Source organism: Bacillus sp. C28GYM-DRY-1, assembly GCF_030519405.1.
Lineage (GTDB): Bacteria > Bacillota > Bacilli > Bacillales > Bacillaceae > Bacillus > Bacillus spizizenii_A.
In genome coordinates, this window is the sequence record NZ_JAUMKF010000007.1 from 16,873 (window position 1) to 41,399 (window position 24,527).

General features: G+C 45.2%; 23 protein-coding genes and 2 pseudogenes. 6 read left to right on the forward strand and 19 right to left on the reverse strand.

Annotated features, from left to right (window positions below):
• Positions 1 to 200: 200 nt before the first annotated feature.
• The 8 genes and pseudogenes from Q3W56_RS08635 to Q3W56_RS08670 all read right to left on the reverse strand — a co-directional run.
• Positions 201 to 1,502, reverse strand: a complete 1,302-nt coding sequence (locus Q3W56_RS08635; protein ID WP_302895165.1) for a pyrimidine-nucleoside phosphorylase — start codon at positions 1,500 to 1,502, stop codon at positions 201 to 203.
• A gap of 29 nt (positions 1,503 to 1,531) precedes the next feature.
• Positions 1,532 to 2,713: a nucleoside permease NupC gene (gene nupC, locus Q3W56_RS08640; RefSeq protein WP_302895166.1), complete on the reverse strand. Its 1,182-nt coding sequence runs from the start codon at positions 2,711 to 2,713 to the stop codon at positions 1,532 to 1,534.
• 95 nt (positions 2,714 to 2,808) lie between these two features.
• The gene (gene deoC, locus Q3W56_RS08645) at positions 2,809 to 3,477 is read right to left on the reverse strand and encodes a deoxyribose-phosphate aldolase (RefSeq protein ID WP_302895167.1); all 669 of its coding nucleotides are present in this window, start codon (positions 3,475 to 3,477) and stop codon (positions 2,809 to 2,811) included.
• Positions 3,478 to 3,581: 104 nt separating this feature from the next.
• Positions 3,582 to 4,523: a DNA-binding transcriptional repressor DeoR gene (deoR, locus tag Q3W56_RS08650; protein ID WP_302895168.1), complete on the reverse strand. Its 942-nt coding sequence runs from the start codon at positions 4,521 to 4,523 to the stop codon at positions 3,582 to 3,584.
• Positions 4,524 to 4,658: 135 nt separating this feature from the next.
• Positions 4,659 to 5,486: a DUF1206 domain-containing protein gene (locus Q3W56_RS08655; RefSeq protein ID WP_302895169.1), complete on the reverse strand. Its 828-nt coding sequence runs from the start codon at positions 5,484 to 5,486 to the stop codon at positions 4,659 to 4,661.
• Positions 5,487 to 5,675: 189 nt separating this feature from the next.
• Positions 5,676 to 6,488 carry a sugar-phosphatase gene (yidA, locus tag Q3W56_RS08660; protein ID WP_302895170.1) on the reverse strand — a complete coding sequence of 271 codons (813 nt, stop codon included), beginning with the start codon at positions 6,486 to 6,488 and terminating at the stop codon, positions 5,676 to 5,678.
• A 39-nt stretch (positions 6,489 to 6,527) separates the two neighbouring features.
• On the reverse strand, positions 6,528 to 7,088 hold the full coding sequence (locus Q3W56_RS08665) for a hypothetical protein (protein WP_302895171.1): 561 nt from the start codon (positions 7,086 to 7,088) through the stop codon (positions 6,528 to 6,530).
• Between the two features lie 19 nt (positions 7,089 to 7,107).
• A pseudogene (locus Q3W56_RS08670) lies at positions 7,108 to 7,324 on the reverse strand (DUF3255 family protein); the annotation flags it as partial.
• A gap of 154 nt (positions 7,325 to 7,478) precedes the next feature.
• Between Q3W56_RS08670 and cotNE the strand changes: the two are divergent.
• Positions 7,479 to 7,844: an inner spore coat protein CotNE gene (cotNE, locus tag Q3W56_RS08675; protein WP_302895172.1), complete on the forward strand. Its 366-nt coding sequence runs from the start codon at positions 7,479 to 7,481 to the stop codon at positions 7,842 to 7,844.
• A gap of 249 nt (positions 7,845 to 8,093) precedes the next feature.
• On the forward strand, positions 8,094 to 8,447 hold the full coding sequence (locus tag Q3W56_RS08680; protein ID WP_302895173.1) for a hypothetical protein: 354 nt from the start codon (positions 8,094 to 8,096) through the stop codon (positions 8,445 to 8,447).
• Between the two features lie 50 nt (positions 8,448 to 8,497).
• Here the strand turns inward: Q3W56_RS08680 and Q3W56_RS08685 are convergent.
• Positions 8,498 to 8,896: pseudogene (locus tag Q3W56_RS08685) on the reverse strand (hypothetical protein).
• Positions 8,897 to 9,070: 174 nt separating this feature from the next.
• On the opposite strand from Q3W56_RS08685, the gene Q3W56_RS08690 reads away from it, so the two are divergent.
• Positions 9,071 to 10,036, forward strand: coding sequence for an iron-hydroxamate ABC transporter substrate-binding protein (locus Q3W56_RS08690; RefSeq protein WP_302895174.1), 966 nt, complete (start codon positions 9,071 to 9,073; stop codon positions 10,034 to 10,036).
• A 39-nt stretch (positions 10,037 to 10,075) separates the two neighbouring features.
• Here the strand turns inward: Q3W56_RS08690 and fba are convergent, their stop codons facing one another.
• From fba to iolA, 10 genes are all read right to left on the reverse strand, one after another.
• Complete coding sequence (gene fba / locus Q3W56_RS08695; protein ID WP_302895175.1) at positions 10,076 to 10,948, reverse strand: class II fructose-1,6-bisphosphate aldolase; 873 nt, start codon at positions 10,946 to 10,948, stop codon at positions 10,076 to 10,078.
• A 20-nt stretch (positions 10,949 to 10,968) separates the two neighbouring features.
• Positions 10,969 to 11,805: a 2-keto-myo-inositol isomerase gene (gene iolI / locus Q3W56_RS08700; protein ID WP_302895176.1), complete on the reverse strand. Its 837-nt coding sequence runs from the start codon at positions 11,803 to 11,805 to the stop codon at positions 10,969 to 10,971.
• An 86-nt stretch (positions 11,806 to 11,891) separates the two neighbouring features.
• The gene (locus Q3W56_RS08705; protein WP_014115770.1) at positions 11,892 to 12,761 is read right to left on the reverse strand and encodes a sugar phosphate isomerase/epimerase family protein; all 870 of its coding nucleotides are present in this window, start codon (positions 12,759 to 12,761) and stop codon (positions 11,892 to 11,894) included.
• A 19-nt stretch (positions 12,762 to 12,780) separates the two neighbouring features.
• Positions 12,781 to 13,815 (reverse strand): bifunctional inositol 2-dehydrogenase/D-chiro-inositol 1-dehydrogenase, encoded by a 1,035-nt coding sequence (gene iolG, locus Q3W56_RS08710; protein ID WP_302895177.1) that lies wholly within the window; start codon positions 13,813 to 13,815, stop codon positions 12,781 to 12,783.
• A 22-nt stretch (positions 13,816 to 13,837) separates the two neighbouring features.
• Positions 13,838 to 15,166 (reverse strand): myo-inositol transporter IolF, encoded by a 1,329-nt coding sequence (gene iolF / locus Q3W56_RS08715; protein WP_302895178.1) that lies wholly within the window; start codon positions 15,164 to 15,166, stop codon positions 13,838 to 13,840.
• Positions 15,167 to 15,180: 14 nt separating this feature from the next.
• A complete protein-coding gene (iolE, locus tag Q3W56_RS08720; RefSeq protein WP_302895179.1) occupies positions 15,181 to 16,074 on the reverse strand; it encodes a myo-inosose-2 dehydratase in 894 nt (297 codons plus the stop codon).
• Positions 16,075 to 16,090: 16 nt separating this feature from the next.
• Complete coding sequence (gene iolD, locus Q3W56_RS08725; protein ID WP_302895180.1) at positions 16,091 to 18,004, reverse strand: 3D-(3,5/4)-trihydroxycyclohexane-1,2-dione acylhydrolase (decyclizing); 1,914 nt, start codon at positions 18,002 to 18,004, stop codon at positions 16,091 to 16,093.
• A 32-nt stretch (positions 18,005 to 18,036) separates the two neighbouring features.
• Positions 18,037 to 19,014, reverse strand: coding sequence for a 5-dehydro-2-deoxygluconokinase (gene iolC / locus Q3W56_RS08730; RefSeq protein WP_302895181.1), 978 nt, complete (start codon positions 19,012 to 19,014; stop codon positions 18,037 to 18,039).
• A gap of 23 nt (positions 19,015 to 19,037) precedes the next feature.
• Positions 19,038 to 19,853, reverse strand: a complete 816-nt coding sequence (gene iolB, locus Q3W56_RS08735; protein WP_302895182.1) for a 5-deoxy-glucuronate isomerase — start codon at positions 19,851 to 19,853, stop codon at positions 19,038 to 19,040.
• Positions 19,854 to 19,927: 74 nt separating this feature from the next.
• Positions 19,928 to 21,391 carry a methylmalonate-semialdehyde dehydrogenase gene (iolA, locus tag Q3W56_RS08740; protein WP_302895183.1) on the reverse strand — a complete coding sequence of 488 codons (1,464 nt, stop codon included), beginning with the start codon at positions 21,389 to 21,391 and terminating at the stop codon, positions 19,928 to 19,930.
• Positions 21,392 to 21,808: 417 nt separating this feature from the next.
• On the opposite strand from iolA, the gene iolR reads away from it, so the two are divergent.
• From iolR to Q3W56_RS08755, 3 genes are all read left to right on the forward strand, one after another.
• Positions 21,809 to 22,564 (forward strand): myo-inositol utilization transcriptional regulator IolR, encoded by a 756-nt coding sequence (gene iolR / locus Q3W56_RS08745; RefSeq protein WP_302895184.1) that lies wholly within the window; start codon positions 21,809 to 21,811, stop codon positions 22,562 to 22,564.
• A gap of 53 nt (positions 22,565 to 22,617) precedes the next feature.
• The gene (locus Q3W56_RS08750; RefSeq protein WP_302895185.1) at positions 22,618 to 23,550 is read left to right on the forward strand and encodes an aldo/keto reductase; all 933 of its coding nucleotides are present in this window, start codon (positions 22,618 to 22,620) and stop codon (positions 23,548 to 23,550) included.
• Positions 23,551 to 23,875: 325 nt separating this feature from the next.
• Entirely contained in the window at positions 23,876 to 24,526 is a 651-nt protein-coding gene (locus Q3W56_RS08755; protein ID WP_302895186.1) for a hypothetical protein, read from the forward strand.
• Position 24,527 lies beyond the last annotated feature (1 nt).

Genomic DNA, 24,527 nt, shown 5'->3' on the forward strand with positions numbered 1-24,527 from the left:
TGAACTTCGAATGCAATATTTATATGTCATTTTTCAATAAAATATTTCTGATTATATTTATGTTAGTACATTTTTTCGAATTTCCTTAATACCGTACTTCTATTCAAGTAAGTATTCCCTATAATAAAACACTACTCATTTTATGTTTGTTTATTAAACAAAATAATTGAGTAGTGTTTTAGAATTTATCTTATTTTTCCTTATTCCGTAATTAACGTATGAATCAGCTTCGGCGCCTTCGCTTCTGCTGCAATACGGATGTTGTCATATACTTTCGCAATGACTTCATCCACGTTTTCGCAATTGGCGTAAAGCGTGACAAGTGGTTCACCTTTTTCTACCTTGTCGCCGACCTTTTTGCGGAGCATGATGCCGACAGCTAAATCGATTTCGTCTTCTTTTGTGGCGCGTCCGGCACCTAACAGCATCGCTGCAACGCCGATTTCGTCCGCGACAATTTCGGAGACAACACCTGTTTCTTTTGCAGGCACATCAATTTGATATGCAGCCTGCGGAAGCTTAGACGGCTCATCAACAATCGAGCTGTCGCCGCCTTGGTTTTTCAGGAAGTCCTTGAATTTTCCAAGCGCTTTGCCGTTTTTCATGACTTCTTCCAGCTTCGTTCTCGCTTCATCCAATGTATCAGCTTTTTTCGCAAGCACAACCATTTGGCTTCCGAGCGTTAAGACAAGCTCATGAAGATCCTCAGGGCCCTCGCCTTTGAGCGTGTCGATCGCTTCTTTGACTTCAAGGGCATTTCCAATCGCAAAGCCGAGCGGCTGGGACATGTCAGAAATGACAGCCATTGTTTGGCGGCCGACGTTATTTCCGATGCGCACCATCGCTTTGGCGAGTTCAGCCGCGTCCTCTTCTGTTTTCATGAAGGCGCCTGCTCCGGTTTTTACGTCGAGCACGATGGCATCCGCCCCGGCAGCTATTTTTTTGCTCATAATCGAGCTTGCAATCAGCGGAATGGAATTGACCGTTCCCGTTACATCACGAAGCGCGTACAGTTTTTTATCAGCCGGCGTTAAATTGCCGCTTTGGCCGATGACGGCGACCTTGTCGCGGTTCACAAGCTTAATAAATTCGTCCTTCGACAGTTCTACATGAAAGCCGTCGATCGCCTCTAACTTATCAATCGTACCGCCTGTATGGCCGAGGCCGCGGCCGGACATTTTGGCAACCGGCACATCAAGAGCCGCAACAAGCGGGGCGAGAACGAGTGTTGTCGTGTCGCCGACGCCTCCGGTGGAGTGTTTATCCACTTTAATCCCTTCAATGGCAGAAAGATCAATCGTTTCACCGGAGTTCACCATCGCCATCGTCAAGTCCGCGCGTTCACGGTCACTCATATCCTGGAAGAAAATCGCCATGGCAAGCGCGCTTGCTTGATAATCAGGAATGCTTCCGTCCGTATAACCTTCTACGAAAAATTGAATTTCTTCAGTGGTGAGTTCTTTTCCGTTTTGTTTTTTGATGATGATATCTACCATTCTCATGTTTGGTCACCGATCCTTTTCGATTAAGTTCAGTAAATCAAGCCCACAATTGCTGCTGATAAAAAGCTGACAAGCGTAGCGCCGTATAATAATTTCAGGCCGAAACGAGCGACAACATTTCCTTGCTTTTCATTCAGTCCTTTTACGGCACCGGCAATGATGCCGATTGAAGAGAAGTTCGCAAATGACACAAGGAATACCGATACGATCGCTGTTGTACGGCCGCTGAAATGGAAGCCGTTTTGCGTTAGCGACGTCATGGCGACAAATTCATTTGAAACCATTTTTGTTGCCATAATGCTTCCCGCATTAACAGCCTCATTCCATGGGATACCCACAAGAAAAGCGAATGGAGCAAACACATATCCAAGTATGCCTTGGAAGGAAATACCGAATACTGCATTGAAAATGCCGTTAATTAAAGCAATAATCGCAACAAATCCAATCAGCATCGCAGCGACGACAACTGCTACTTTGAAGCCGTCAAGGATGTATTCTCCGAGGACTTCGAAGAAGGATTGTTTTTCTTCTTCTTCGACACGGAGCATATCCTCTTCTTTTTTTACATCATAAGGATTAATAATTGAAGCGATGATGAAACCGCCAAATAAGTTCAAGACGAGTGCCGTTACAACATATTCCGGTTTCAGCATTGTCATATACGCGCCGACGATTGACATTGATACGGTTGACATCGCAGAAGCACATAGCGTGTACAAGCGCTGCTGATTTAAGAGACCTAGTTCTTTCTTCAAGGAGATAAATACTTCTGACTGACCTAAAATGGCTGAAGCGACTGCGTTATACGATTCTAGTCTTCCCATACCGTTTATCTTGCTGAGGGCAAGGCCGATATATTTAATAATAAACGGGAGGATTTTCCATTTTTGCAGAATCCCAATCAAAGCGGAAATAAACACGATTGGCAAGAGAACGTTCATAAAGAAAGTCGTTTGATCCGCGTTCACCAAGCCGCCAAACACAAAGTTGATTCCTTCTGCCGCGTATTCAAGCAGGTAACCGAATCCTTTTGCAAATCCTCCTACGAGGAAATTCCCTACCCCGGTATTGAGGAGAATGTAGCCGAGAATAAATTGCAAAATGAGCATAACAACAATTGGGCGGATCTTAATTCTTTTTTTCCCGCTGCTTGCGATCCACGCGAGGCCTAAAAATACGATCAAACCGATGATCCCAATCAAATACTTCATATGTGTTTCTCCTTTATTTGTATTCGCTTACAATAACTGCTTCCCCAGAAAAGAAAGATGAGTAACGGAAGGGCAATGTGCCTCCCGTCAGCTTCTTAATAGTCTCCGCCTGATGTGTTTTCGCCTTTTACAATGGAAACGCCTGCACTTGCACCTATTCGGCTTGCTCCCGCCTCGACCATTGTGTCTACATCTTCTTTCGTTCTGACGCCGCCGGATGCTTTCACGCCGATATCAGGGCCTACTGTTTTGCGCATTAAGGCGATATCTTCCTTCGTTGCGCCGCCTGTAGAGAATCCTGTTGATGTTTTCACGTAATCCGCTCCAGCAGAAACCGCTAAACGGCATGCGCGTTCTTTTTCTTCATCAGTCAAAAGGCATGTTTCGATAATGACTTTGACAAGCGCTTTTCCGGCTGCAGCTTCCACGACACCGCGGATATCCGCTTCAACCACATCGTCTTCTTTGTCTTTCAACGCGGCAATGTTAATGACCATGTCTACTTCAGTAGCGCCTTTTGAAATCGCGTCTTTTGTTTCAAACGCTTTTGTTTCAGTTGTGTTGGCACCAAGCGGGAAGCCGATGACCGTACAGACGTCAACTCCAGTTCCCTCAAGCTCTTTTGCAGCAAGCTCAACCCATGTCGGATTGACACAAACTGAAGCAAAATTGTATGTTTTCGCTTCTTGAATTATTGTTAGAATCTCCGCTTTTTGTGTATGCGGTTTCAAAGCTGTATGATCAATTATGTTAGCTAATGACATCCTTCGCACACTTCCTTTTTTTTAAGATATTTTTTAGCATAACCGACTTTTGAACATATGTAAATTGGTAATTGAAATTTTGTTCAACGAGCGGTTTGCCCGTGTCACAAATCATTAACAAGCGCCCTCGCAGTATGCTGGTCAATGATTAAAACATTGGCGTATTTTCCGGTTAATGCGCCGTGTATGGAGGACACTTTTCTGCTCCCGCCGGCCACTAAAATGGAGCGTTCTTTCAGCCTAAGGTCTTCAAGCTCAACGCCAATGGTTCGGTCATTGATGGCGCTGCTGCAAATATTCCCTTTCGCATCGAAAAAGCGTGAACAAATATCCCCGACGGCCTGTTTTTTCAACAGGGCTTTCTCTTCTTCGTTAAAATATCCGAGCCGGAACAACAGCGCTTCGTCACGGACTGTTCCCACTGTGAAGAGAGCGATATTCGCCTGCTTGCCCATCTCGATGATCCGCTCAATATGACGGTCTTTCTCCACCATTCTCTTCACATCCGCATGATCAAACACGACGGGAAGCGGGAGATAGCGCGGCATCGTCTGAAATGCCTCTGCAAACAGCTGAATCGTTTCAGCGGAATACGTGTTTACCCGGGAATGGCTGATGCCGCCTTTCAGCTGGACGACCTCGACCCCTTTTACCTGTTTTGGCTGCATGTTTTGCGCCATTTGGTACATGGTGGTTCCCCAGCTGACACCGACAATGTCGCCATCTTTTACCGTTTCATGCATATATTCTGCACCATAGCGGCTGAGGTCATGAGTAATTCCTGCGTAATCGGGTGTCGGGGAATATACAACATGCGCCTCGAGAAGCCCGTATTTCTCTTCAAGCATGGAACCGAGCGCATCCAAATCCTCAAAAGGGTCCATGACGCGAATCTGGACAAACCCTTTTGCTTTTGCATATTGCAGCAGCCGGGAAACGGTCGGCCTTGAAATGTTGAGCTGCTCAGCAATTTGCTGCTGACTGTAGTCAGACTGATAATAAAGCCTTGCCGCTTCTATGCTTAATTGCTGTTTTTCCCGATCCATTCCGCACCTCCCTTTGGATCAGTTCATGATAAAACTGCTTTGGATTTGCTTTTATTATACAGGCTGGCCCCAGCTTTCATCCACCTGATTTCTGAGAAACTGAAAAACGCTCTGGGCGCAGGACCTGTCCAGAGCTTACTTCTCCCATGTCATATGCTGAAAAATCCCTTTCATAATAGCGTACATTCCATATAAGATCAGCCCGAACGCCAATATAGATAGAATCATTTTGCCATGCGGCTGCTGCGCGAGTTCAGCGAGCGCACCGTCAAAGCCTCTTGTGTCGTCAGGATCAGCCGTCATGGCTGTCTTGATGAGAAAATAGCCGATAGCCGAGAAAATAATGGCCCGGGCGATATGGCCCGCGCGCCCGGTGTTTTTCGCGATGCATTTCATTTGTTTATTCATTTTTGACGTATCGAATTCTTTCATAAAAGCAGCCCGTACACCCTTCACAAATTGAACGATCGCAAATAGGATAAAACCCGCACCCGTGAGCCCCGTGAGCCATTGGCCGAATGGCTGCGCCAATACATAAGCGGACCACGTCTGTTCTGAAGTGCTGCCGCTCCCTTGATCAAAAACAAACCGAAGGGCATTCCATGCAATCGATGCGTATACGGCGGCGCTGAATAAATTTCCCGTTCTTCGTGACAAGCCCCGCCTGCTTGATCCATGGCCTTCCGTATCCTTGAACGCACTCAGCACCATCCAGATCACATAACCGACGAGACCGATGCCAATGAAAAAAAGCAAGAACGACCCGTACGGCATGCGTGATAACGTTTGGAGCGCTCCGCTCGAATCTTTCGCGTCGCCCGCTCCGGCTGCCGTCATACATGCTAAAATCCCGAGTAGAATAAACACGCCGCCGAATGCAAAATAACCAAATCTGCCGAATCGCTTGATCCAAGGCTTGGTTTCCTGTTTGATTTTTGACATACACTGGTCTTTTACGGTCATGTGTCTAACCCTCTTTCACAGTATCCTTACTGTTACATTCCCTATTGGTGATAGTTAAAACCGCTTCTGCCTCTGCTCTGGCCGGCAGAGCATGTTTTCGTCTTCCAGGCAGACACTCCGGCAGGCGTGATTCCGCTAGTACAATAAAGCCCCGATAAAAAATCCAGCCTCCTAAAAGGCTGGATTTCATTATTTCGACAAAACAAGCTCGTGAATCGCATGCGCAACGCCGTGTTCATTATTGGAGCGCGTTTGAAAGTTTGCTGCCTCCAATATTTCCGGGATGGCGTTTGCCATGGCAACACCGCAGCCCGCCCATTCAATCATTGTCAGGTCGTTCCCGTTGTCCCCTATGCACATGACTTCGGCCTGTTCAATGCCAAGCTGCTGTGCCAACTGGCGAACGGCATTTCCTTTACTGGCTTCCGGATGCAGAATTTCATAAAAGAAAGGCGCGCTTCTGACCATTGTATATTTTTCTCTCACGTCTTTTGGAATCGATGTAATGACGTGGCTTAAGTTCTCTGGTTTATCAATAAACATCACTTTCGGGATGAGGATATCTTTTGGCATCTCGTCAATCTTACGGAAATGAAGCGGCACTTGCGTCACATAGGATTCATATACGGTAAATTCGCTAATATCCCGGTTAGGCGTATATAAATTAGATGAGTCAAAGAAATGCATCGGCGTCTTCAGCTCTAAGCTCAGATCATATAATGAAGTCAAATCATCATAACCGAGTGACAGCTCCGTGACCACTTCGTTTGTATGGGTATTTTGAACAAGCGCTCCATTATACGCGATGACATAATCGCCATCTTCAATTAAATTCAGTTCATCTAAATATCTCCGCACACCCCCGATCGGCCGGCCGGTGCAAAGCACAATCTTGACACCTTCCGCTTTAGCCGCGTTAAGTGCGTTGCGGACCTCCTCTGTTACTTCATGATGATCATTTAAAAGTGTTCCATCCATATCAATTGCAATTAGTTTGTACATCCTGCATCTCCTTCGTGTCGTTTTCAGGCTATAGTCCCATCATATCGTTTTTTCTTTTTGATATTCAACCGGAAGAGATGATTTTCTCCGGATTCTGTTTAGACGCCGGCCTTGTCTTCGGGTACGCGTACGCGGTTTCCGCTTTCTTTTTGTCTCCACGCCGCCGTTTTCTGCTTTTTCCTGTTTCATCAGCAGGAAGCCGGCCGCTAAAAAAGGAATGCCGGTGATATTCAAGATAGCAAGCTTCACACCCGCCGCCGTCAAAAAGAATACCCATGAAGAGCTAGGGTTCCGTCTGATCATGACGTAAGCCGCCATTTCCAGAACAATCAAGATGGCATGAAGCACTATACAATAAATAAGCAATACTAGCGCAAAAAACAACACATCATTCACGATTGCCCCTGAGTACATCATAGCGCGCATCATTTGTATAAACGATAAGGACTGCATCGATCCACTGATCACATTAGGATTATAAATTGTATAGTCACTAAATAAGTGTTTGATCTTGAGAAAAGCCCCTAATATCAATATCCACTGAATGATATGTAAAATAAGTCCTGTTAGCACCAGTCTTTCAGCTTTTTTATTTCTCATCTTTCTCCTCCTTGCCAGTCTATGATTTGATTCTTGTCATCGTTTTTGCCTGGCCATTTTGCTCCCATATCAGTGTCCCGTTTTCTCCTCTTTTCAGCGTGCTTTTGAGCGGATAATAAGGTCCGCGATACTGAATCCCCACCTTGTAGGATATAAAAGGCAGCTGTACCTCTTCTCTCTATCACCTCGTCTTTGGTAAAGTTGACTGTTGCTGATTTTACGCCGTTCATGGGTCCCGTGCACACAGCAGGTAAAAACAAATGCAACATTTGTTTCTCAAGGTGATCTATCCTTTCCTCCCTTTTTTGGGCACATGCCGTGGCACTGTGCCAATGACCACATAAATTATAAGGAATACACCCACATTTTATTTTTAAGGAGATTGATGACATGTATCCATATCAGCATTATAGCCCGCAGCTGCCTCAGCAGGAACCTTACTATAACCAATATGAATACAACCCTTATCCTCAGCAGGATGTATACGAGCCCTACCAAATGGATAGACAGCCGGCTTTGGAACGAAGAATCGCAGCACTCGAACGGCAAAATCAACAGCAGGCGAGAGAATTAACCCGTCTGACAAACGAAGACCGCCGTCAAAATCGGGAAATCGCACGGATTGCTGAACAGGTTAATCAGTTAAGCCAGACTGTTGAACGCCATACACGCCGCTTAAACCGGCTCAATCAGCGTCTCCGCTCAGTAGAAAACAGGCTGAATATCCCATATACTGCAGGAGAAGGCGGTTTCTGAAGCAGGCAAAGAAAAAAAGCGGAATACGATTCTCCCGATTTCAGGGTTTCGTTTTCCGCAATTCTTATGGTTTTAGAACGGAACATTTACATAAAAAGGGTTTGTACCAGTATACAATCTTTACCGTTTTCATTCAAAGATGGAGAAACTGAGGAAAATAATTGTAGTTCCTCATTTGGAGAATTTCTTTTCATTCTAGTTGCATGATAATACCGACTTACGTCAATCGATCATATGGAGGGATAACTCATGCATCATACACAACACAGCCTGCAGCAGTTGAACCAAGCACGCCAGACTGCTCAGCAGCTGATTCAGCAAACACAGCAAAGCAGCCAGCAATATCGCCAAATGCTTCACCAAGAGCAGCAAAACATCCAAATGCTGCAGCAGATTCTAAACCACGAACAACAAGCTGCACATACCATTCAGCAAGCGCTGCACGGACATGATACGGCCATTCAAAAATGCCAGCAGGTTGTCAACATGTGCAACCAAATGCAGCAGGAGCTCACTGGACAATCCAGCATGATGAATACGAATGTGTCTACACTGCCATTCGGACAACATACGCCATTCCAGCAGCAATCCTACCAGCAGTAGTATAGAAAAAGCTCAACACACTGTTCGTGTTGAGCTTTTTCTTACCGTTCTTACCGTTCTTTTCGAATATGTATATCCTGAATAGACTGTTTCGGTGCATCAAATCTGCTCTCGGCTTCACTTCTTGCCTCAGCAAAAGCCCGCGCCTCCACATGATCTTTGTAGACATATTGCTGAATCAAATACAGCGGACGCACTTTAAAACCATGAATAATGGTTACAGCCCACAACGGGAGCACAATAAAAACGCCGGGCCGATCGGGCAGCACAAAACCAAACGCAAATACGAAAAATTAAATGATTCCGTACATGATCCACTTTCTATTTCTCACCTTAATGCCAATAAATAAAAAAGCAAAAAAACTGGTAATGGCAAACGGCAAGAAAATAAACAGCATCCACCAGCTATTCAGCCACTCCCACGCGGCACCTCTTCTAGTAATTCCTATATTTCCCTCTTTCTATTTACCTATAATAATTGATTAAGAATACAGCGTCACCTGTAAAAAGAAATTTCTCCCCTTAAAATAGTAATAGACGGAACACAGGTTTCTTGCTATATTATTAATTAATAATGATAATCATTATCAATAATTCAAAATACATATTGGAGGGGGTTCTTGATGAAAAAGAACACATTGCTCGCAGGCATGCTGGTACTGCTTCTTATGTTTGCCAGCGCTTGCAGCAGCACGGCCTCGAAAGGAAGCTCAAGTGATTCAGCTTCCGAAAAGACAGAAATGAGAACATACAAATCAACAAAAGGGAACGTCAACATTCCTGCACACCCGAAACGCATCGTTACTGATTTTTATGCTGGAGAATTGCTGTCTGTCGGAGCGAATGTGGTCGGCTCGGGCTCATGGTCATTTGATAATCCGTTTTTAAAATCAAAGCTGAAAGATGTGAAGGATGTCGGTGATCCGATCAGCGTTGAAAAAGTAATGGAGCTTCAGCCTGACTTAATCGTTGTCATGAATGAAGAGAATGTCGATCAATTAAAGAAAATCGCTCCAACTGTTGTCGTTCCTTATAACAAAGCGAAAAACGTAGAAGACACAGTCAGCATGTTCGGAGATATCGCTGGAGCGAAAGATGAAGCAACATCATTTATGGCTGATTTTAACAAAAAGGCAGAAGCAGCCAAAAAGAAAATTGCCGGCGTCATCGACAAGGATGCAACATTCGGTATTTATGAAAACACGGATAAGGGCGAATTCTGGGTGTTCAATGACAATGGCGGACGCGGCGGCCAAGCTGTATACAACGCGCTAGGGTTAAAAGCGCCTGAAAAAATTGAACAAGATGTCATTAAAAAAGTAGAAATGAAACAGCTCTCTCAAGAGGTCATTCCTGAGTATGCCGCAGATTATATGTTCATTACGGACTACAATCCGAAAGGCGAAAGCAAAACACTCGACAAGCTGGAGGACTCCTCTATTTGGAAAAACCTAGACGCTGTCAAACATAACCGTGTGTTTATTAACGACTTTGACACATTCTACCCGTACGATCCGATTTCCGTCAGCAAACAGGTTGATTTGATTGCTGATAAGATGGTGAAGCGTGAGAAAGAAAACCAAACATAACATGACAAAAGCACTCACGACATTGTGAGTGCTTTTTCTTCAGCTGACTTGCTGTTTAGCGGCTTTTCCCGCTGAGCCGAATTCTCTCATTTTGCTTTTCACTGTTTCTTTTACTGCGTCAATTCCCGGCGTCATATAAGCACGGGGTTCATATAAGTCAGGATTTTCTTCAAACATAGCGCGTGTTTTTTCTGCCCATGCCACCATACATTCTGTATTGATGTTGATCTTCGCGTGGCCAAGCTGGATTGTTCTTGCGATTTGATCAGCCGGAATTCCCGATGCGCCGTGAAGAACAAGCGGAATGTTCGTTGTATTAGCGATTTCCTCCATCTCTTTGAATCCGAGCTTAGGCTCACCTTGATACTTTCCATGAACTGATCCAAGTGCAGCAGCCAGGGCATCAATATTGGTTTCTTCCACGAGACGCTGGCACTCATGAAGATCAGCGTATTTTACACCGCCCACAAGACCGTCCTCCATGCCGCCTACCGTGCCGACTTCAGCCTCCACTGACACACCGTGAGGCTTGGCATAGTCCGCTACCTCTTTCGTCATGGCAATATTCTGATCAATCGGTGAATGTGATCCGTCAATCATGACCGAGCTAAAGCCTGCTTCAATGGCTTGCTTACAGCGCTCCACACTGCTGCCGTGATCAAGGTGAAGGACAACGGGAACCGTGATTGACAATTCTTCCATCAGCGCATTGACCATCGCGGCTACGGTTTTAAATCCGCCCAAGTAGTCGATCAGCCGATCCGATGCCGCCGCGATAACAGGTGACTGTTCTTCTTCCGCAGCCTGCAAAATCGCCTTCGTCCACTGCAGGCCGTTGATATTAAACTGGCCGATTGCGTATTGCTCCCGCTTTGCATCTTCAAGAAGCTCTTTCATCGATACAAAAGCCATGTCCACCCCTCCTTTACCCATTACATGTTGAAGTATTTTGATACGACATCAACCGTTGTTTTTTTCGCTGTCTGAATGGCTTCCTCAGCACTCAGCTTATAGTATTCAGGCCGGAAGAGCTCAACCGATACAACACCAGAGTAGCCAATTTCTTTTAGTGCTGATAAGTGGGCATCTAAGTCAATCGCCCCGTGGCCCGGCCATACACGATCCTCATCCGTTAAAAAGCCGATAGGGAAATCTTCGGTATCGTCGATATGATAGATGAAAATCTTCTTTCCATCTGCCTGCTTTAAGCTTTCAATATTCGACCCCATTGCATGGAAGTGGAAACTGTCAAGGACAAGCCCGACATTGTCACGGTCGACTGTGTTTACGATGTCGTATGCCTGTTCAAACGTATTAACTGTACACTGTGGATGGCCGACAAATTCGAACGCGATTTTTACGCCATACGGCTCCGCGATATCTGAAAGCTCAGACAGCACCTCCACACAGCTCTTTTTAATCTCTTCTTTTACAATCTTCTGCTCAGTCACCAGCGGGACGGCCACGACATATTTCACACCGAGGGTTTTGCACGTTTCCATCATGTCTTTAAATTCAGCGATGATCTCATTGTGCCCCTTTTCATCACGGTTGTTGAAAAACACGAGCGCGTTTAAGGCAAGCGGCTTAATGTGATGGGTTTGAAAATATTCCGCAAGATCGTCCAATGAATGGTCTTTTAAGTACTCCGGCAGCTTATCCGTTGTGCGGATTTCAATATAATCATAGCCATGCTTTTCGCATAGTTCTAAATCCTGTTTAAGGTTTGAATTTTCCAATGTTGTTGCTTCATTAAAACAAAGTTTCATGTCAGACTCCCCCATCTGCGTTTTAGATATGAAGGGAGTTCGGCAGGAAGGCTGTTCGCCATATCCCGCCGAACTCCATGCTCAGCTTATGCCAGACCTAATTCTTCTTTCATTTTCTTAAGCATAAATCGGCTTGATTCATCCGCTCTTTCGTCGACCCAAGCAAATACTGCGTTTGTCGCAATTCCGTCGAACTTCATCTCTCTCAGCTTTCTGAAAATCGTATCAAAATCAACCTCACCTTGCCCAATGTCTAAATGCTGGTGAACCGTTACTTTTGCATCAGGCGGATTGACGATGTAGCGCAGGCCATGAGCCGCTTTATGATTAAAGGTATCTGCAAATAAAACATGTGTGAGGCGGTCGCCGGCTTCGTCAAACATGGTCTCAATGTCGCCTTTGCCGTCATCATAGAAGAACGTATGCGCAGTCGAGTAGACAAGATTGATCCAATCCTTGTCTAGCGCGCGAATCATATCCATCGCACCTTTGTGCGTTTCGATAAAATCGTATGGATGGGCTTGAAGATTAAGTTTAATGCCTTCTTTCTCAAAGACTGGCAGAAGCTCATCCATGGATTTGATGAATTTTTCTTCACTTGTTAAAGGATCATATTTTGAACCGCTGAACTCACTGTTCATTAAATCAACTTCAAGTTCAACCGCAATTTCGATCGCCCTTTTCCAGTTGCGCACCGCAGCCTGGCGGCGGTCTTCATCAGGACCAGCCCAGTGATAAAGCGGAAGGAGCGATGAAAGCTTAACACCTGTATCCTTTAATAGACGCTTTAACTGTTTGATCTTTGCTGAATCGACTTTCGGATATTTATAGAATGGACAAAAATCCTCGCGCGGTGATAGCTCAATATATTCATAACCAAGCTCCGCTGTTTTATAAACCATCTCCTCCAACGTTAAATCATCACGGTACATCGATGGATCCAATGCTAATTTCATATTTTTACTCCTCTATTTTTTAGTTTTCAACTGTTGTAAACGATTGATAGAATGCCGGTTTTTCCTTCAATTCAACCTTTTCTTTTTGTCCGGATTCCTGGGCTTTTACACACGCATCAGTCGTAACTGCAGCAATATAGCCGTCCCATGCCGTCGGGCCTCTGACCTCGCCTTTCTTTTGAATCGAATCAATGAAATCTTGGATTTCCACATCGTACGCAGCTACAAAGCGTCTCTGCCAATCCATCAGTATATCTGTGCTGAATTTGCCTTCTTTTCTCATGCTGATGCTTGACGGTTCAGGAAGCTTGATGATGCCGTCTTCCCCTACAATCTCACATTGAATGTCATAGCCGTATTTACAGTTCACATAGATCTCAGCATTGATGACGATGCCGCCTTTCGTTTCAATCAATACGATTTGCGGATCTTTCAAATGCGGAAGTGCATTTTTTGATTTTTTTGGATAGATGACTTGAACGGACTCGTAGTCATCATTGACGAGCCAGTGCAGCACATCAATTTCATGAACAAGCGTGTCGACTACAGCCATATCTGTTGTGTAGTTATCTCCCACAGTAGGGTTGCGGTGCGCGCAGTGAATCATAAGCGGCTCGCCAATAACATGATTATCAAGCGCTTCCTTCAGTTGTACGTAACCGCTGTCATAACGGCGCATGAAGCCGACTTGAACGAGGCGTTTGCCCACTTTGATTTCCTCTTCAACGATGCGCATGCATCCTTCAGCCGTTGTCGCGAGCGGCTTTTCACAGAACACATATTTCTGGGCTTTAATCGCTTTCAGCACGCTCGATTCATGCGCAGGCCCCCAGCTTGTCACTAAGACAGCGTCTATATTTCCGTCTGCAAGCAGGCTGTCATCATTTGGATAAACCGTCGCGTTTAATTGGTATTGCTCAACGACCTTTTGCGCAGCTTCTTGATTGACATCCGTAACAGCAACGATTTCTGCGCCGGATAGTTTGTTCGTGATGCGGTTAATATGTTCTTTTCCGATTGCTCCAGTTCCAATTACACCAATACGTAAATTCATTGACAGTCACTCCTTCTGTTAGTTACATCATTTTGCTATCTGTTCCTTGCTTTACTTGGCCCTGAGGAGATCCAGCTCCGTAGAGTTCCTCTTGAATTTGTTCAAGCGACTTGCCAGACGTATTCGGCGCGAAGAGAAGCCCGATGATCATACTGGCCGTCACACATCCGAGGAGAATTGCAGCCATCGTTCCAATGCCGAAATTGGTGATAATCATTGGGACAAACAGACTCCAAATCCCTATAGAAATACGGACGAGGAAAAACATCAGTCCTTGTGCGGAAGCACGATATTGCGTAGGAAAGATTTCACTGGCCCATAATTGATAGTTGGCTTGCTGTCCGGCCCCGTTATTGATGCCGATCACCACAATAAACAGGAGAAGAATGGTCAGACCTTCAAACGGCAGCAGAAACAGCGTCCATCCGATCACCGCCAGAAAGGCAGCGATTCCAAATACGGTTTTTCTATATTTGTCGGCAAAGGGCATGAAGATCAAGGCGACCCCCAATCCTGTGAAAATAAACAGCCCCATTTGCAAAAGGTTTGCCCTATTGGCAGATACACCGCCGACCTGCTGATAAATGTATGGCATAAAGAAGCCCATCACCCCGGCGGCTAAATTCCAAACCAAGTACACACCCATCAAAAACAGTATGCTTTTTACATACATTGGCTTGAGCAAATCAAAATACGATGTTTTATTCAGTACGGCCGGCTTCTCTGACTGAGCATCTCCCAGCTGATTTTTAGGCTGCCAGGCGTCTGACTCCGGAAGCCTGATTCTCAGGATGTACGTAATCAGTGCAATGACAAGCAGATGGGCAAATACAATTTTGTTCCCCAAGAGGCCTAAATCACCGACCAGTACTGAGAGAAGCAGCACAACGACTGCCCCCGCCGCCCAAGCGACCTGTGCCACGCCGCAATGACGGGCCCGGTTTTTCTTTGGCGCATTTTCTGCAATAATGGTCCATGATGCAGTAATATCAGCACCTACCGATAAACCAATAATCATGTAACCGCTTAACAACATGGGGAAATTCACCCCAAACAGAACGAAACAAATCCCTATTGCATAAACCAGCATGCTATTGGTATAAACAGCCTTCCGCCCGACTTTATCAGCGAGATACCCGCCAAGCAGTGCGCCGACAGCGGCAGAAATTGCGTTTGCACTTAGCGCGCCGAGCAGTCCGATTTGCGTATCAGATAGCTTTAGGTAACTGACCCATAATGATAAACCAGCAGAGCCCGCCACAATGGAACCGGCATCAATGTAGTTGGCCAAAGCTGCTGCGATTGTCCGTTTATTGAAGGCCGAGGCCGAATCTCCATTGGTATTACCCATATATTCAGTCCCCATTAAGCCAGATCCAACAACTGCTCATCAATATAGTTTCTCGCGATCAATGCATACTCAAGCGGGTTTGCAACATCGGGGTCCTGTTCAGCTTCAACGACAATCCATCCGGAATAATCGTGCTTCAACAGCAGCTGATATACTTCTCTAAAATCAATGCATCCATCACCGGGAACCGTGAACATGCCTTTTAAAAATGCTTGCCGAAACGATTCCCCTCCAAGCCTGCATTGTTCCATGACATTCAGGCGGGCATCTTTAAAGTGCACATGCTTAATGCGGTTGATATGCTTCTCAAGCATCCCCACATAGTCACCGTCAGAAATATACGCATGGCCTGTATCATAGAGGAGGTGTACATGCGCAGGGTCTGTTCCTGCCATCAGGCGGTCGACTTCTTCTGCCGTTTGGACACCGGTGCCGAGATGGTGATGATAGACGAGCTTCAAGCCATGCTGGTCAGCAATTTCGCCCAGGTGATTCAGCCCTTCGCACAGCCGCTCCCATTCATCATCCGTAAAGTGCGGCTTCTCTGTGAACACGTTTTTCTCCAAGCTTTGCACGCTGTAGGTTTGTTCAGAGACAACTGCGACATCCGCGTTTACTTGCTGCAAATACTCACAATGCAGGGTAAATGCCTTTGCCGCTTCACCAAGTCCGTCACGCAACATAAAACTGCTGAACCATTTTCCCGCAATGCGTAAATTCCGAAGCTTCAGCTCTTTGTTCAGGATGGCAGGTTCGGGGAAAAAGCCCCCGACTTCCGTGCCTTGAAAACGTGCGACAACAATATCACTTAACAAATGCTGCAGTGTATTTCCCGCTCCGATTTCAGGAATATCATCATTCCGCCATCCAATGGGAGCGATCCCCCACAGGATTTCATTTTTGCCCATCTATGGCGCCTCCCCTCTAATACTGCTTCGCAGAATTCAGCATTTTCTCTTTTGCTTCGTATGCCTTCTGAACACTTTCTTGTTCAGACACTTCTGCTACGCCGACATGCCACCAGCTGTCATAGCCGTCAGTCATAGTTTTTGGCAGAACCTTCATTTCAATTAACGTTGATACGTCTTGTTTCTTCGCATCCTCTAACGCCGCTTTTAATTCTTCTACTGTGTTTGCACGGTAGGTTTTCGCGCCGTATCCTTCAGCAACTTTTGCATAATCGACATTTAAAATCTGGTTGTCTTCTGTGCGGAACTCACAATAGTAGCTGCCGCTGCCATGATCCATTTGCAGGTTGTTGATACATCCAAAACCAGAGTTATCAAAGAGCAGCACATTGATTTTCTTGTTGTACTGAATCGCCGTAATCAGCTCGGAGTGAAGCATCAGAAAGCTGCCGTCTCCGACAATGGAATACACTTCTCTGTCAGGGTGAGCCAGTTTAAGACCCAGTGTCCCGGACACTTCATAGCCCATGCAGGAATACCCGTATTCCAGGTGATACGTATTCGGAACATTTGAATGCCACAGACGCTGCAAATCTCCTGGAAGGGAGCCTGCTGAACAGATGATCACGCTGTCTTCAGGTATCGTCTCGTTGATTGCCAGCAATGCCGTTGTTTGCGGAAGCTCAGTATGCAACGCGTCAGCGTACTCATTTAGAACCTCTTGAGAGAAATGATGTTTGATTTCCGGATCAAATGCTTCCCGTTTAAACGTCACTTTGCTGAGGCGTTCACGTTCAGCGAGCCATTCATCCTTCAGCTCCTTAATCGTTGAGCCGAATTCGCTCTTATAGCCTTCAAGCAAGCCGTGCAGTTTGCCAAGCGTCACTTTCGCATCCGCCACCACTTGGAACGCATCGAGTTTATACGCCTGCATTCGGCTGACATTGATATTCAGAAACTTCGCTTTATCGAAATCAAAAGCGGTCTTAGAGGATGTCGCAAAATCGGTATATCTTGTGCCGATACCGATAATCAAATCGGCTTGGCGGGCCGCTTTATTTGCCGCAAGAGTCCCTGTGATGCCCATTCCCCCGAGGTTGTTGGCAAAATCCGCCTCAACAGTCGACTTTCCTGCCTGCGTTTCAACTAACGGAATGTGATACGCTTCAGAAATAGCAACCAATTCATCGCGCGCACCGGAGTATTTTGCGCCTCCGCCGACAAGGATCACAGGATTTTTGCTGGCTTTAATTAACTCCGCAGCACCTTGAAGCTCACGCTCGCTCGGCTGCATGCGATCAATATAATGAACCCGTTTGACGAAGAAACTTTCATCAAAATCGTATGCTTCTCCTTCGACATCCTGAGAAATGCAAATCGTTGCCGGACCTGCTTTTGCCGGATCAGTCATGACTTCAAACGCGCGCAGCAAACTGCTCATCAGCTGTTCAGGGCGCGTAATGCGGTCCCAGTATCTCGAGACAGGTTTCAATGCATCGTTTGTCGTAATCGCCGCACTGTATTCTTGCTCCATTTGCTGCAGTACAGGGTCTGGCTGTCTTGTCGCAAATGTATCTGCCGGAATCAAGAGAACCGGGATATTGTTTGCCAATGCAGTGCCGGCTGCCGCCACTAAGTTGGCCGCTCCCGGCCCGACGGATGTAGAGACCGCATATATTTTTCTTCTTAGCATTTGTTTGCTGTACGCCATTGCGGCATGCGCCATTCCTTGTTCATTCTTCCCTTGATAGACTTTCAAATGGCCTGCATCCTGCTCAAGCGCCTGGCCGATCCCTAATACGTTTCCATGACCGAAAATCGTGAAAATCCCTTCTACAAAAGGCTCTTCCTTTCCATCTACATGGATGTACTGCTGGTTTAAGAATTTAATCAGCGCTTGTGCTGTTGTTAAGCGAATTTTCTTACCCACAAACGATCCCACCTTTACTCGATCTTTTTCAATTATGACTGTGCTTCAATAAGCTGTACGATTTCATCCGCAGTCGGCATCGCTTCTGACGAACTGTGCTTGCTCACCACAATGGATGCTGAAGCGCTGCCGTATTTCAATGCCGTTTCGATGTCTTTTCCGCTGACAAGGCCATAGATAAAAGCTGACGCATAGGAGTCACCGGCTCCAAAGGTTTTCAGCACTTTTGTCTTGTACGCTTGGGCGCGGAATACCTCGCCAGATTTGCTGTATGCGTAAGAGCCTTCGACGCCGTGTTTGATGACAACAAGGTCGGCTGAATGATCAAATAAATGATTGACGGATTCCTCATTGCTACCGCCTGTGCGGTTTTCCATCACATCAAATTCATCGCGTGTGCCGATGACGATATCAGACTGCTCGGCGACCAAAGAATAGTAAACGGCTGTTTCATCGGCTGACTGCCACGTGTACGGGCGGTAATCCAGTTCGAACACCACTTTAACCTGATGCTTCTTCGCATATTGAACAGCTTTTAACACCGCTTCCCGTGACGGGCTTTTGGCGAGCGCTGTCCCGGAAACGAGCAGCATTTTCGCTTTTGCGATGTAGTCTTCACTTACCTCAGAAGGCTCAAGATAAAGATCTGCCACGTCATCGCGGTACATTAAGATGCTGCATTCTTCAGGGCTAAGGATTTCTGTAAATGCTAAGCCTGCTTTGTGTCCATCCTGATCAACAATCATCTGCGTTGTATCAACACCGGTTTTTCTCATATAGGACTCTATGAATCTTCCATGCTGGTCATCTGGAATTTTGCCGATAAAGCCTGCTTTTAAGCCAAGCTTCGCGCTGCCGATCGCGATATTCGCAGGTGAACCGCCGACGTATTTGGAAAATGTCATCGTTTCTTCCATTGGGCGGTTGTATTCGACTGCGTTCAGATCAATACATGCCCGGCCGATGGCAACAATATCAAAAGCCTTCTCTTCATTGAATGTATACTTCATCGTAAACAGCCACTCCTCACTTGTTAGCGTTCTAAAATCCACTCATGTGCCGGGTCATTATGAAACTTCCATTTCCGCGTCGGCCCTGCCATGACATTTAAATAGTAGGATGTGTATCCGTCCGGCACGCCTACCGGGTGGTATCCAGCAGGAACAATGACAACGTTTTCATTTTCTACAGTCATTGTCTCGTCAATGGAGCGGTCATCTGTATATACACGCTGAAATACAAAGCCCTGTCCCGGGTCTAATTCATGGTAGTACGTTTCTTCTAAGAAAGATTCCTCCGGCAAGTTGTCTTGATCGTGTTTATGAGGCGGGTAGCTGGACCAGTTGCCGCTGTCTGTATAGACTTCAACTACTAATAGGCTGTTAGCTGAAGGGTCTGAATCCGGAAGAATGTTATGAACAGTACGTTTGTTTGAAAACTTCCCGCGATGCTCAATTCCGTTGTCCTCCGCTTTGATCAGCTTTGTCGGCAGCTGGTTTTCCGATGGAGAATAGCAAAGCGCAACCCTTGCGTCGCTGACCGCTGTGATCTCAAAGGAACGGTCATTTGAAATATAGACGCTGTCTGTCGGTTTTCGTTCAAATACGCTTTCACGTGTGCCGATATGCTCAAAAGTTGACTCATGATCGGTCACTGTAATCTTTCCTGTTACCGCCACAATACAGATTTCTTGTTTTTTCAATTTCTCTGCATAGCTGGAACCGGAAGCGATATCTAGCATCTTAAATTCTACATAAGTGAGATCAGAGTTGGATTTCGTTACTTCATGCACCAGTTTGACCCCATTAGACACTTCATTCGACTGCGGCTTACGCAATAAATCACTCATAGTAAAGCCCTCCTCTTTCTATTGGTAGAATGAGTCCGAACAGCGCGCATAGACGCCGTTCGGCTGTTGGTCGTTTAGTTGAAATCAGGTGCCGGATATCTTGCCGTAACCACTTTTTTACGTGTATAGAAGTCGACGCTGTCTTTTCCGTTCGCATGCAGCGTTCCAAAGAATGAAGACTTCCAGCCTGAGAATGGGAAGAACGCCATCGGAGCCGGAACACCCAAGTTGATGCCGAGCATACCCGCATCAATGTTTTCACGGAAGTAGCGGATTGCGTTTGAGTTGGATGTGAACAGGCAAGCACCATTCGCAAACTCAGACTTATTGGCAATCTCAATTGCTTCTTTCAAGTTTTTCACGCGGATGACAGATAAGACCGGAGCAAAAATTTCATCTTTCCAGATCGTCATCTCTGTCGTGACATTATCAAAGATCGTCGGGCCGACAAAGTAGCCGTCGTCAGACACATTTTCACGTCCGTCACATACGAGTCTCGCGCCTTCTTCCAGCCCGTTTTCGATATAGCTGAGCGTGCGCTTCTTGTTGTCTTCGCGAATCACCGGTCCTAAGAACACGCCGTCATCAAGGCCGTTACCGATTTTAATGTCAGCCACTTTTTCCTGCAGCTTCGCCATAAACTCATCAGCAATTCCTTCTTCAACCGTCACAACCGCACAAGCCATGCAGCGTTCACCGGCAGAACCGAAGGCTGCTCCGACGATGTTTGTGATTGTATCTTCGAGATTTGCATCATTCAGGACAATCGTATGGTTTTTCGCGCCAGTCAGAGATTGAACGCGTTTTAAGTTTTCGCTTCCTTTTTTGTAGACGTATTCGCCGACCGGCTTGGAGCCTACGAATGAAATCGCTTTAATTTCAGGATGCTCAAGGATGCCGTTCACAACGTCATGCGCACCGTATACGACGTTGAATACCCCTTTCGGAAGGCCCGCTTTTTCAAAAAGCTCAACCAATTTCTCTGTTAACAGCGGTGTCCGCTCAGATGGCTTTAAAATAAATGTGTTGCCGAGCGCGATCGCCATCGGGAACATCCAGCAAGGAACCATCATCGGGAAGTTGAATGGCGCGATTCCGCCGACAACTCCGATTGGGTAACGGTAGTTCGCCGCTTCAACATCCGTTGCGATGGAAGCAAGTGAGTCACCCATCATCAGAGAAGGTGCTCCAGCCGCGAACTCCACGTTTTCAATTCCGCGTCCCACTTCTCCAAGCGCTTCTTTTGTGTTTTTTCCGTTTTCAATGGTAATCAGATGAGCAAGTTCTTCTCTATGCTGAGACAGCAGCTGCTGGAAGTTAAATAGGATTCTGGCCCGGCGCGGAACCGCCACTTTTGACCAAGTTTTAAACGCCTCAGACGCTTTTTCCGCTGCGTAATCGATATCCTCTTTTGTTGAAATCGGCACTTGGCACAGCACTTCTTTCGTCGCCGGATTCACAACGTCTTCATATTTATCTGTTTTGCTTTCAACCCATTCACCGTTAATGTAGTTTTTTAATTTTCTGATTTCTGCCATTCTTATTGCCTCCTTCATTAGTAAACACATACACTTGTATGGATGGTTCAGGATAGATTCATATCAATATCCACTGTTTCAGTAAGCCAAGAATTAAACGCTTTCAAAAAAACCAAAAAAATAAATGGCGGTTCAGTTTTAGATACAAGCAACCATTACATAATCATCAGGTTACTTTTTGGTCATTTCTTGGTTATATTCTAATCGCATAATACCCATAAGTCAATCACAAACTCTAAATTTTTTCATTATTTTTATTATATTAATCTTTTAACTAATGAAGAGAGTAACGAGAAGTCCGTTGAATCTTGCAAAAGATATACACTGATGTTATCATTTTTTAAGCAACTATTGATCAACTCTTGGGTTTTATTATATATTTATGTTACGTAAAGATTCAAGAAGGAGTTTATTTATATGAAACTGATGCGGATTCAAGAAATGGAGGAGTACATTTTATCGCATGGCACTGTTTCCTTAGATGAGCTGTGCCAGGTATTCAATGTCTCTAAAAACACAGTCAGACGTGATATCAACAAGCTAACAGAAAAGGGTGCGATTGAAAAAGTATACGGCGGCGTAACATCTATTGAGAAAACCGCATTAGTCCCTTTTGAGAATCGCACCATTCAGCACCAAGACGAGAAAACAAAAATTGCTCACTATGCATCCCGTTTTATTGAAGATCACGATCTGATTTTCATTGATTCAGGAACAACAACAAAGTCTATTCTCGATACGCTTGATCCTGCCAAAGATGTCACCATTTTGACCAACAGTTTAGACATTATCAATGCGGCGTCAGCTTTGAAGCATATCAACTTAATCATTATCGGAAATAATTATAAGAGAAAAACGCGCTCCTTTGTCGGAATGGACGACCCGGCTATGCTTGATAAGTACAATATCAACAAAGCCTTTATGTCTGCTACCGGAACGACGCTGACACACGGATTGACCAATTCGGATCTGCTCGAGTACGAAATTAAAAAAAGGATTTCGGAAAAAGCAAAAGAAGTGTATTTATTGGCTGACCATTCTAAATTCGGAAAATCAACGCTGCTGACGTATGCACCGTTTGACAGGCTGCATTGCATTGTGACATCCCAGCCATTAGATGACGAGTACACGCAGTATTGCAATGAGCACCAAATCGGCATTCATATGGCCTAGCGGTTACAATAGTGTTGAGATTCTTTCATCCATTTTATTCTAGGAGGCAGATCATGAAAAAAGCTACGCTCGGAAAATCAGACTTGCAGGTATTCCCTATCGGATTAGGAACAAATGCTGTCGGAGGACATAACCTCTACCCGAATCTGAATGAAGAAACCGGAAAAGAATTGGTTCGCGAGGCGATCCGTAATGGCGTGACAATGTTGGATACCGCTTACATTTACGGAATCGGCCGTTCTGAAGAATTAATTGGCGAGGTGCTGCGTGAATTCAACCGTGAAGATGTTGTCATCGCGACGAAAGCCGCGCACAGAAAACAAGGAAATGACTTTGTCTTTGATAATTCACCAGAATTCCTTAAGAAATCAGTTGATGAAAGCCTGAAGCGTTTGAATACCGATTATATCGATTTGTTCTACATTCACTTCCCGGACGAACATACACCTAAGGATGAAGCTGTCAACGCGCTGAATGAGATGAAACAAGCCGGAAAAATTCGCTCCATCGGTGTATCAAACTTCTCTATAGAGCAATTGAAAGAAGCAAACAGAGACGGATTGGTAGATGTATTGCAAGGCGAATACAACCTGTTAAACCGTGAAGCGGAAAAGACATTCTTCCCGTATACGAAGGAGCATAATATTTCATTTATCCCTTACTTCCCGCTCGTATCAGGATTATTGGCAGGCAAGTATACAGAAGATACAACGTTCCCTGAAGGAGACCTGCGAAACGAACAGGAACACTTCAAAGGCGAGCGTTTCAAAGAGAATATCAGAAAGGTCAACAAGCTTGCGCCGATTGCTGAAAAGCACAACGTGGACATCCCTCACATCGTATTGGCTTGGTATTTGGCAAGACCGGAAATTGATATTTTAATCCCTGGCGCAAAACGTGCCGATCAGTTGATTGATAACATTAAAACAGCTGACGTGACGCTTTCTCAAGAGGATATCTCGTTTACTGATAAGCTATTCTCATAAGAAATAGAAAACAGCCTTCTCCAATGAGAAGGCTGTTTTTATTTGTGCAACATTCATCTATCATCCTATGATTGCATGATGAGAAAACATCGTAATAGCTCCACTGAATTACTGATTTTGGAGCAAAAACTTACAAAAAGAGCCATAAATTCGATAAAATAAAGGTAAGTTACTTCAGAAAGAAAGTGATTGAAAAAGCAAAACAAGATATGAAACGTTAGTATCATCTAGAAATAATAGACTCATGTGTATAAAAAAATCTGGACAGCTACTTTTATTTGCTGTTCAGAATAATGGACCGTTTCGGGTCTATGGAGGAAACAGAATGAAACTCACATATGTAAAAGCTTTTGTTGCAGTAACTGTTGCTTTAGGTGTACTGCTGCCATCAACCATTTCTCATGCAAAAAGTTTTAGTGGCCGCTCATCATCTAGTTACAGCAGCCGAAGTTCAAGCTCATCATACAGCGGAAGCTATAGATCCAGCCCAAAATCAAGCTACAGTTCAGGATCAAGCTCTTCAAGCAAAAATTACAAGACGTCTGACGATTCATCCTCATCGATTTCGCTGAAAAAGAAATCCTCGGAAACGTCCAGCTCATCAAGCGCTAAAAAATCATCAGGCACATTTTCCGGTGCCACTTCAAAAGTAAGCGGTAAGACATACAGCGGAAAAACGTCTAAAGCTTATGTTGACGGACGTTATGTTTCGGTCAACCATTACTACAATGCAGGATTCTCGCCATCGGGATGGTTTGGATATTATAGCGGATTGACAACGGGCATGTTCATGATCAGCATGATGCACCCTTGGGGTTACACCTATCATCCAGTTGGGGGTCCAGGCTATGTTTCTTACGGCGCTTCGCCCATTGCCTGGATCGTTGATATCATCGCTTTGATCATTATTTTACTCATTGTCATCGCACTGATTCGCGCATTCAAAACACCGAAGACGTACAGAAGGAGCTTTTAGG

Bases quoted from the DNA above. Each gene is read 5' to 3' on its own strand.
- Q3W56_RS08755 (WP_302895186.1), top strand. From the start codon at position 23,876: ATGAAACTCACATATGTAAAAGCTTTTGTTGCAGTAACTGTTGCTTTA.
- iolI (WP_302895176.1), bottom strand. From the start codon at position 11,805: ATGAAACTTTGTTTTAATGAAGCAACAACATTGGAAAATTCAAACCTT.
- iolG (WP_302895177.1), bottom strand. From the start codon at position 13,815: ATGAATTTACGTATTGGTGTAATTGGAACTGGAGCAATCGGAAAAGAA.
- cotNE (WP_302895172.1), top strand. From the start codon at position 7,479: ATGTATCCATATCAGCATTATAGCCCGCAGCTGCCTCAGCAGGAACCT.
- iolB (WP_302895182.1), bottom strand. From the start codon at position 19,853: ATGAGTGATTTATTGCGTAAGCCGCAGTCGAATGAAGTGTCTAATGGG.
- iolR (WP_302895184.1), top strand. From the start codon at position 21,809: ATGAAACTGATGCGGATTCAAGAAATGGAGGAGTACATTTTATCGCAT.
- iolE (WP_302895179.1), bottom strand. From the start codon at position 16,074: ATGGGCAAAAATGAAATCCTGTGGGGGATCGCTCCCATTGGATGGCGG.
- iolC (WP_302895181.1), bottom strand. From the start codon at position 19,014: ATGAAGTATACATTCAATGAAGAGAAGGCTTTTGATATTGTTGCCATC.
- nupC (WP_302895166.1), bottom strand. From the start codon at position 2,713: ATGAAGTATTTGATTGGGATCATCGGTTTGATCGTATTTTTAGGCCTC.
- Q3W56_RS08705 (WP_014115770.1), bottom strand. From the start codon at position 12,761: ATGAAATTAGCATTGGATCCATCGATGTACCGTGATGATTTAACGTTG.
- deoR (WP_302895168.1), bottom strand. From the start codon at position 4,523: ATGGATCGGGAAAAACAGCAATTAAGCATAGAAGCGGCAAGGCTTTAT.
- Q3W56_RS08750 (WP_302895185.1), top strand. From the start codon at position 22,618: ATGAAAAAAGCTACGCTCGGAAAATCAGACTTGCAGGTATTCCCTATC.
- Q3W56_RS08665 (WP_302895171.1), bottom strand. From the start codon at position 7,088: ATGAGAAATAAAAAAGCTGAAAGACTGGTGCTAACAGGACTTATTTTA.
- Q3W56_RS08680 (WP_302895173.1), top strand. From the start codon at position 8,094: ATGCATCATACACAACACAGCCTGCAGCAGTTGAACCAAGCACGCCAG.
- Q3W56_RS08635 (WP_302895165.1), bottom strand. From the start codon at position 1,502: ATGAGAATGGTAGATATCATCATCAAAAAACAAAACGGAAAAGAACTC.
- yidA (WP_302895170.1), bottom strand. From the start codon at position 6,488: ATGTACAAACTAATTGCAATTGATATGGATGGAACACTTTTAAATGAT.
- Q3W56_RS08690 (WP_302895174.1), top strand. From the start codon at position 9,071: ATGAAAAAGAACACATTGCTCGCAGGCATGCTGGTACTGCTTCTTATG.
- fba (WP_302895175.1), bottom strand. From the start codon at position 10,948: ATGGCTTTTGTATCGATGAAAGAGCTTCTTGAAGATGCAAAGCGGGAG.
- iolA (WP_302895183.1), bottom strand. From the start codon at position 21,391: ATGGCAGAAATCAGAAAATTAAAAAACTACATTAACGGTGAATGGGTT.
- Q3W56_RS08655 (WP_302895169.1), bottom strand. From the start codon at position 5,486: ATGACCGTAAAAGACCAGTGTATGTCAAAAATCAAACAGGAAACCAAG.
- iolF (WP_302895178.1), bottom strand. From the start codon at position 15,166: ATGGGTAATACCAATGGAGATTCGGCCTCGGCCTTCAATAAACGGACA.
- deoC (WP_302895167.1), bottom strand. From the start codon at position 3,477: ATGTCATTAGCTAACATAATTGATCATACAGCTTTGAAACCGCATACA.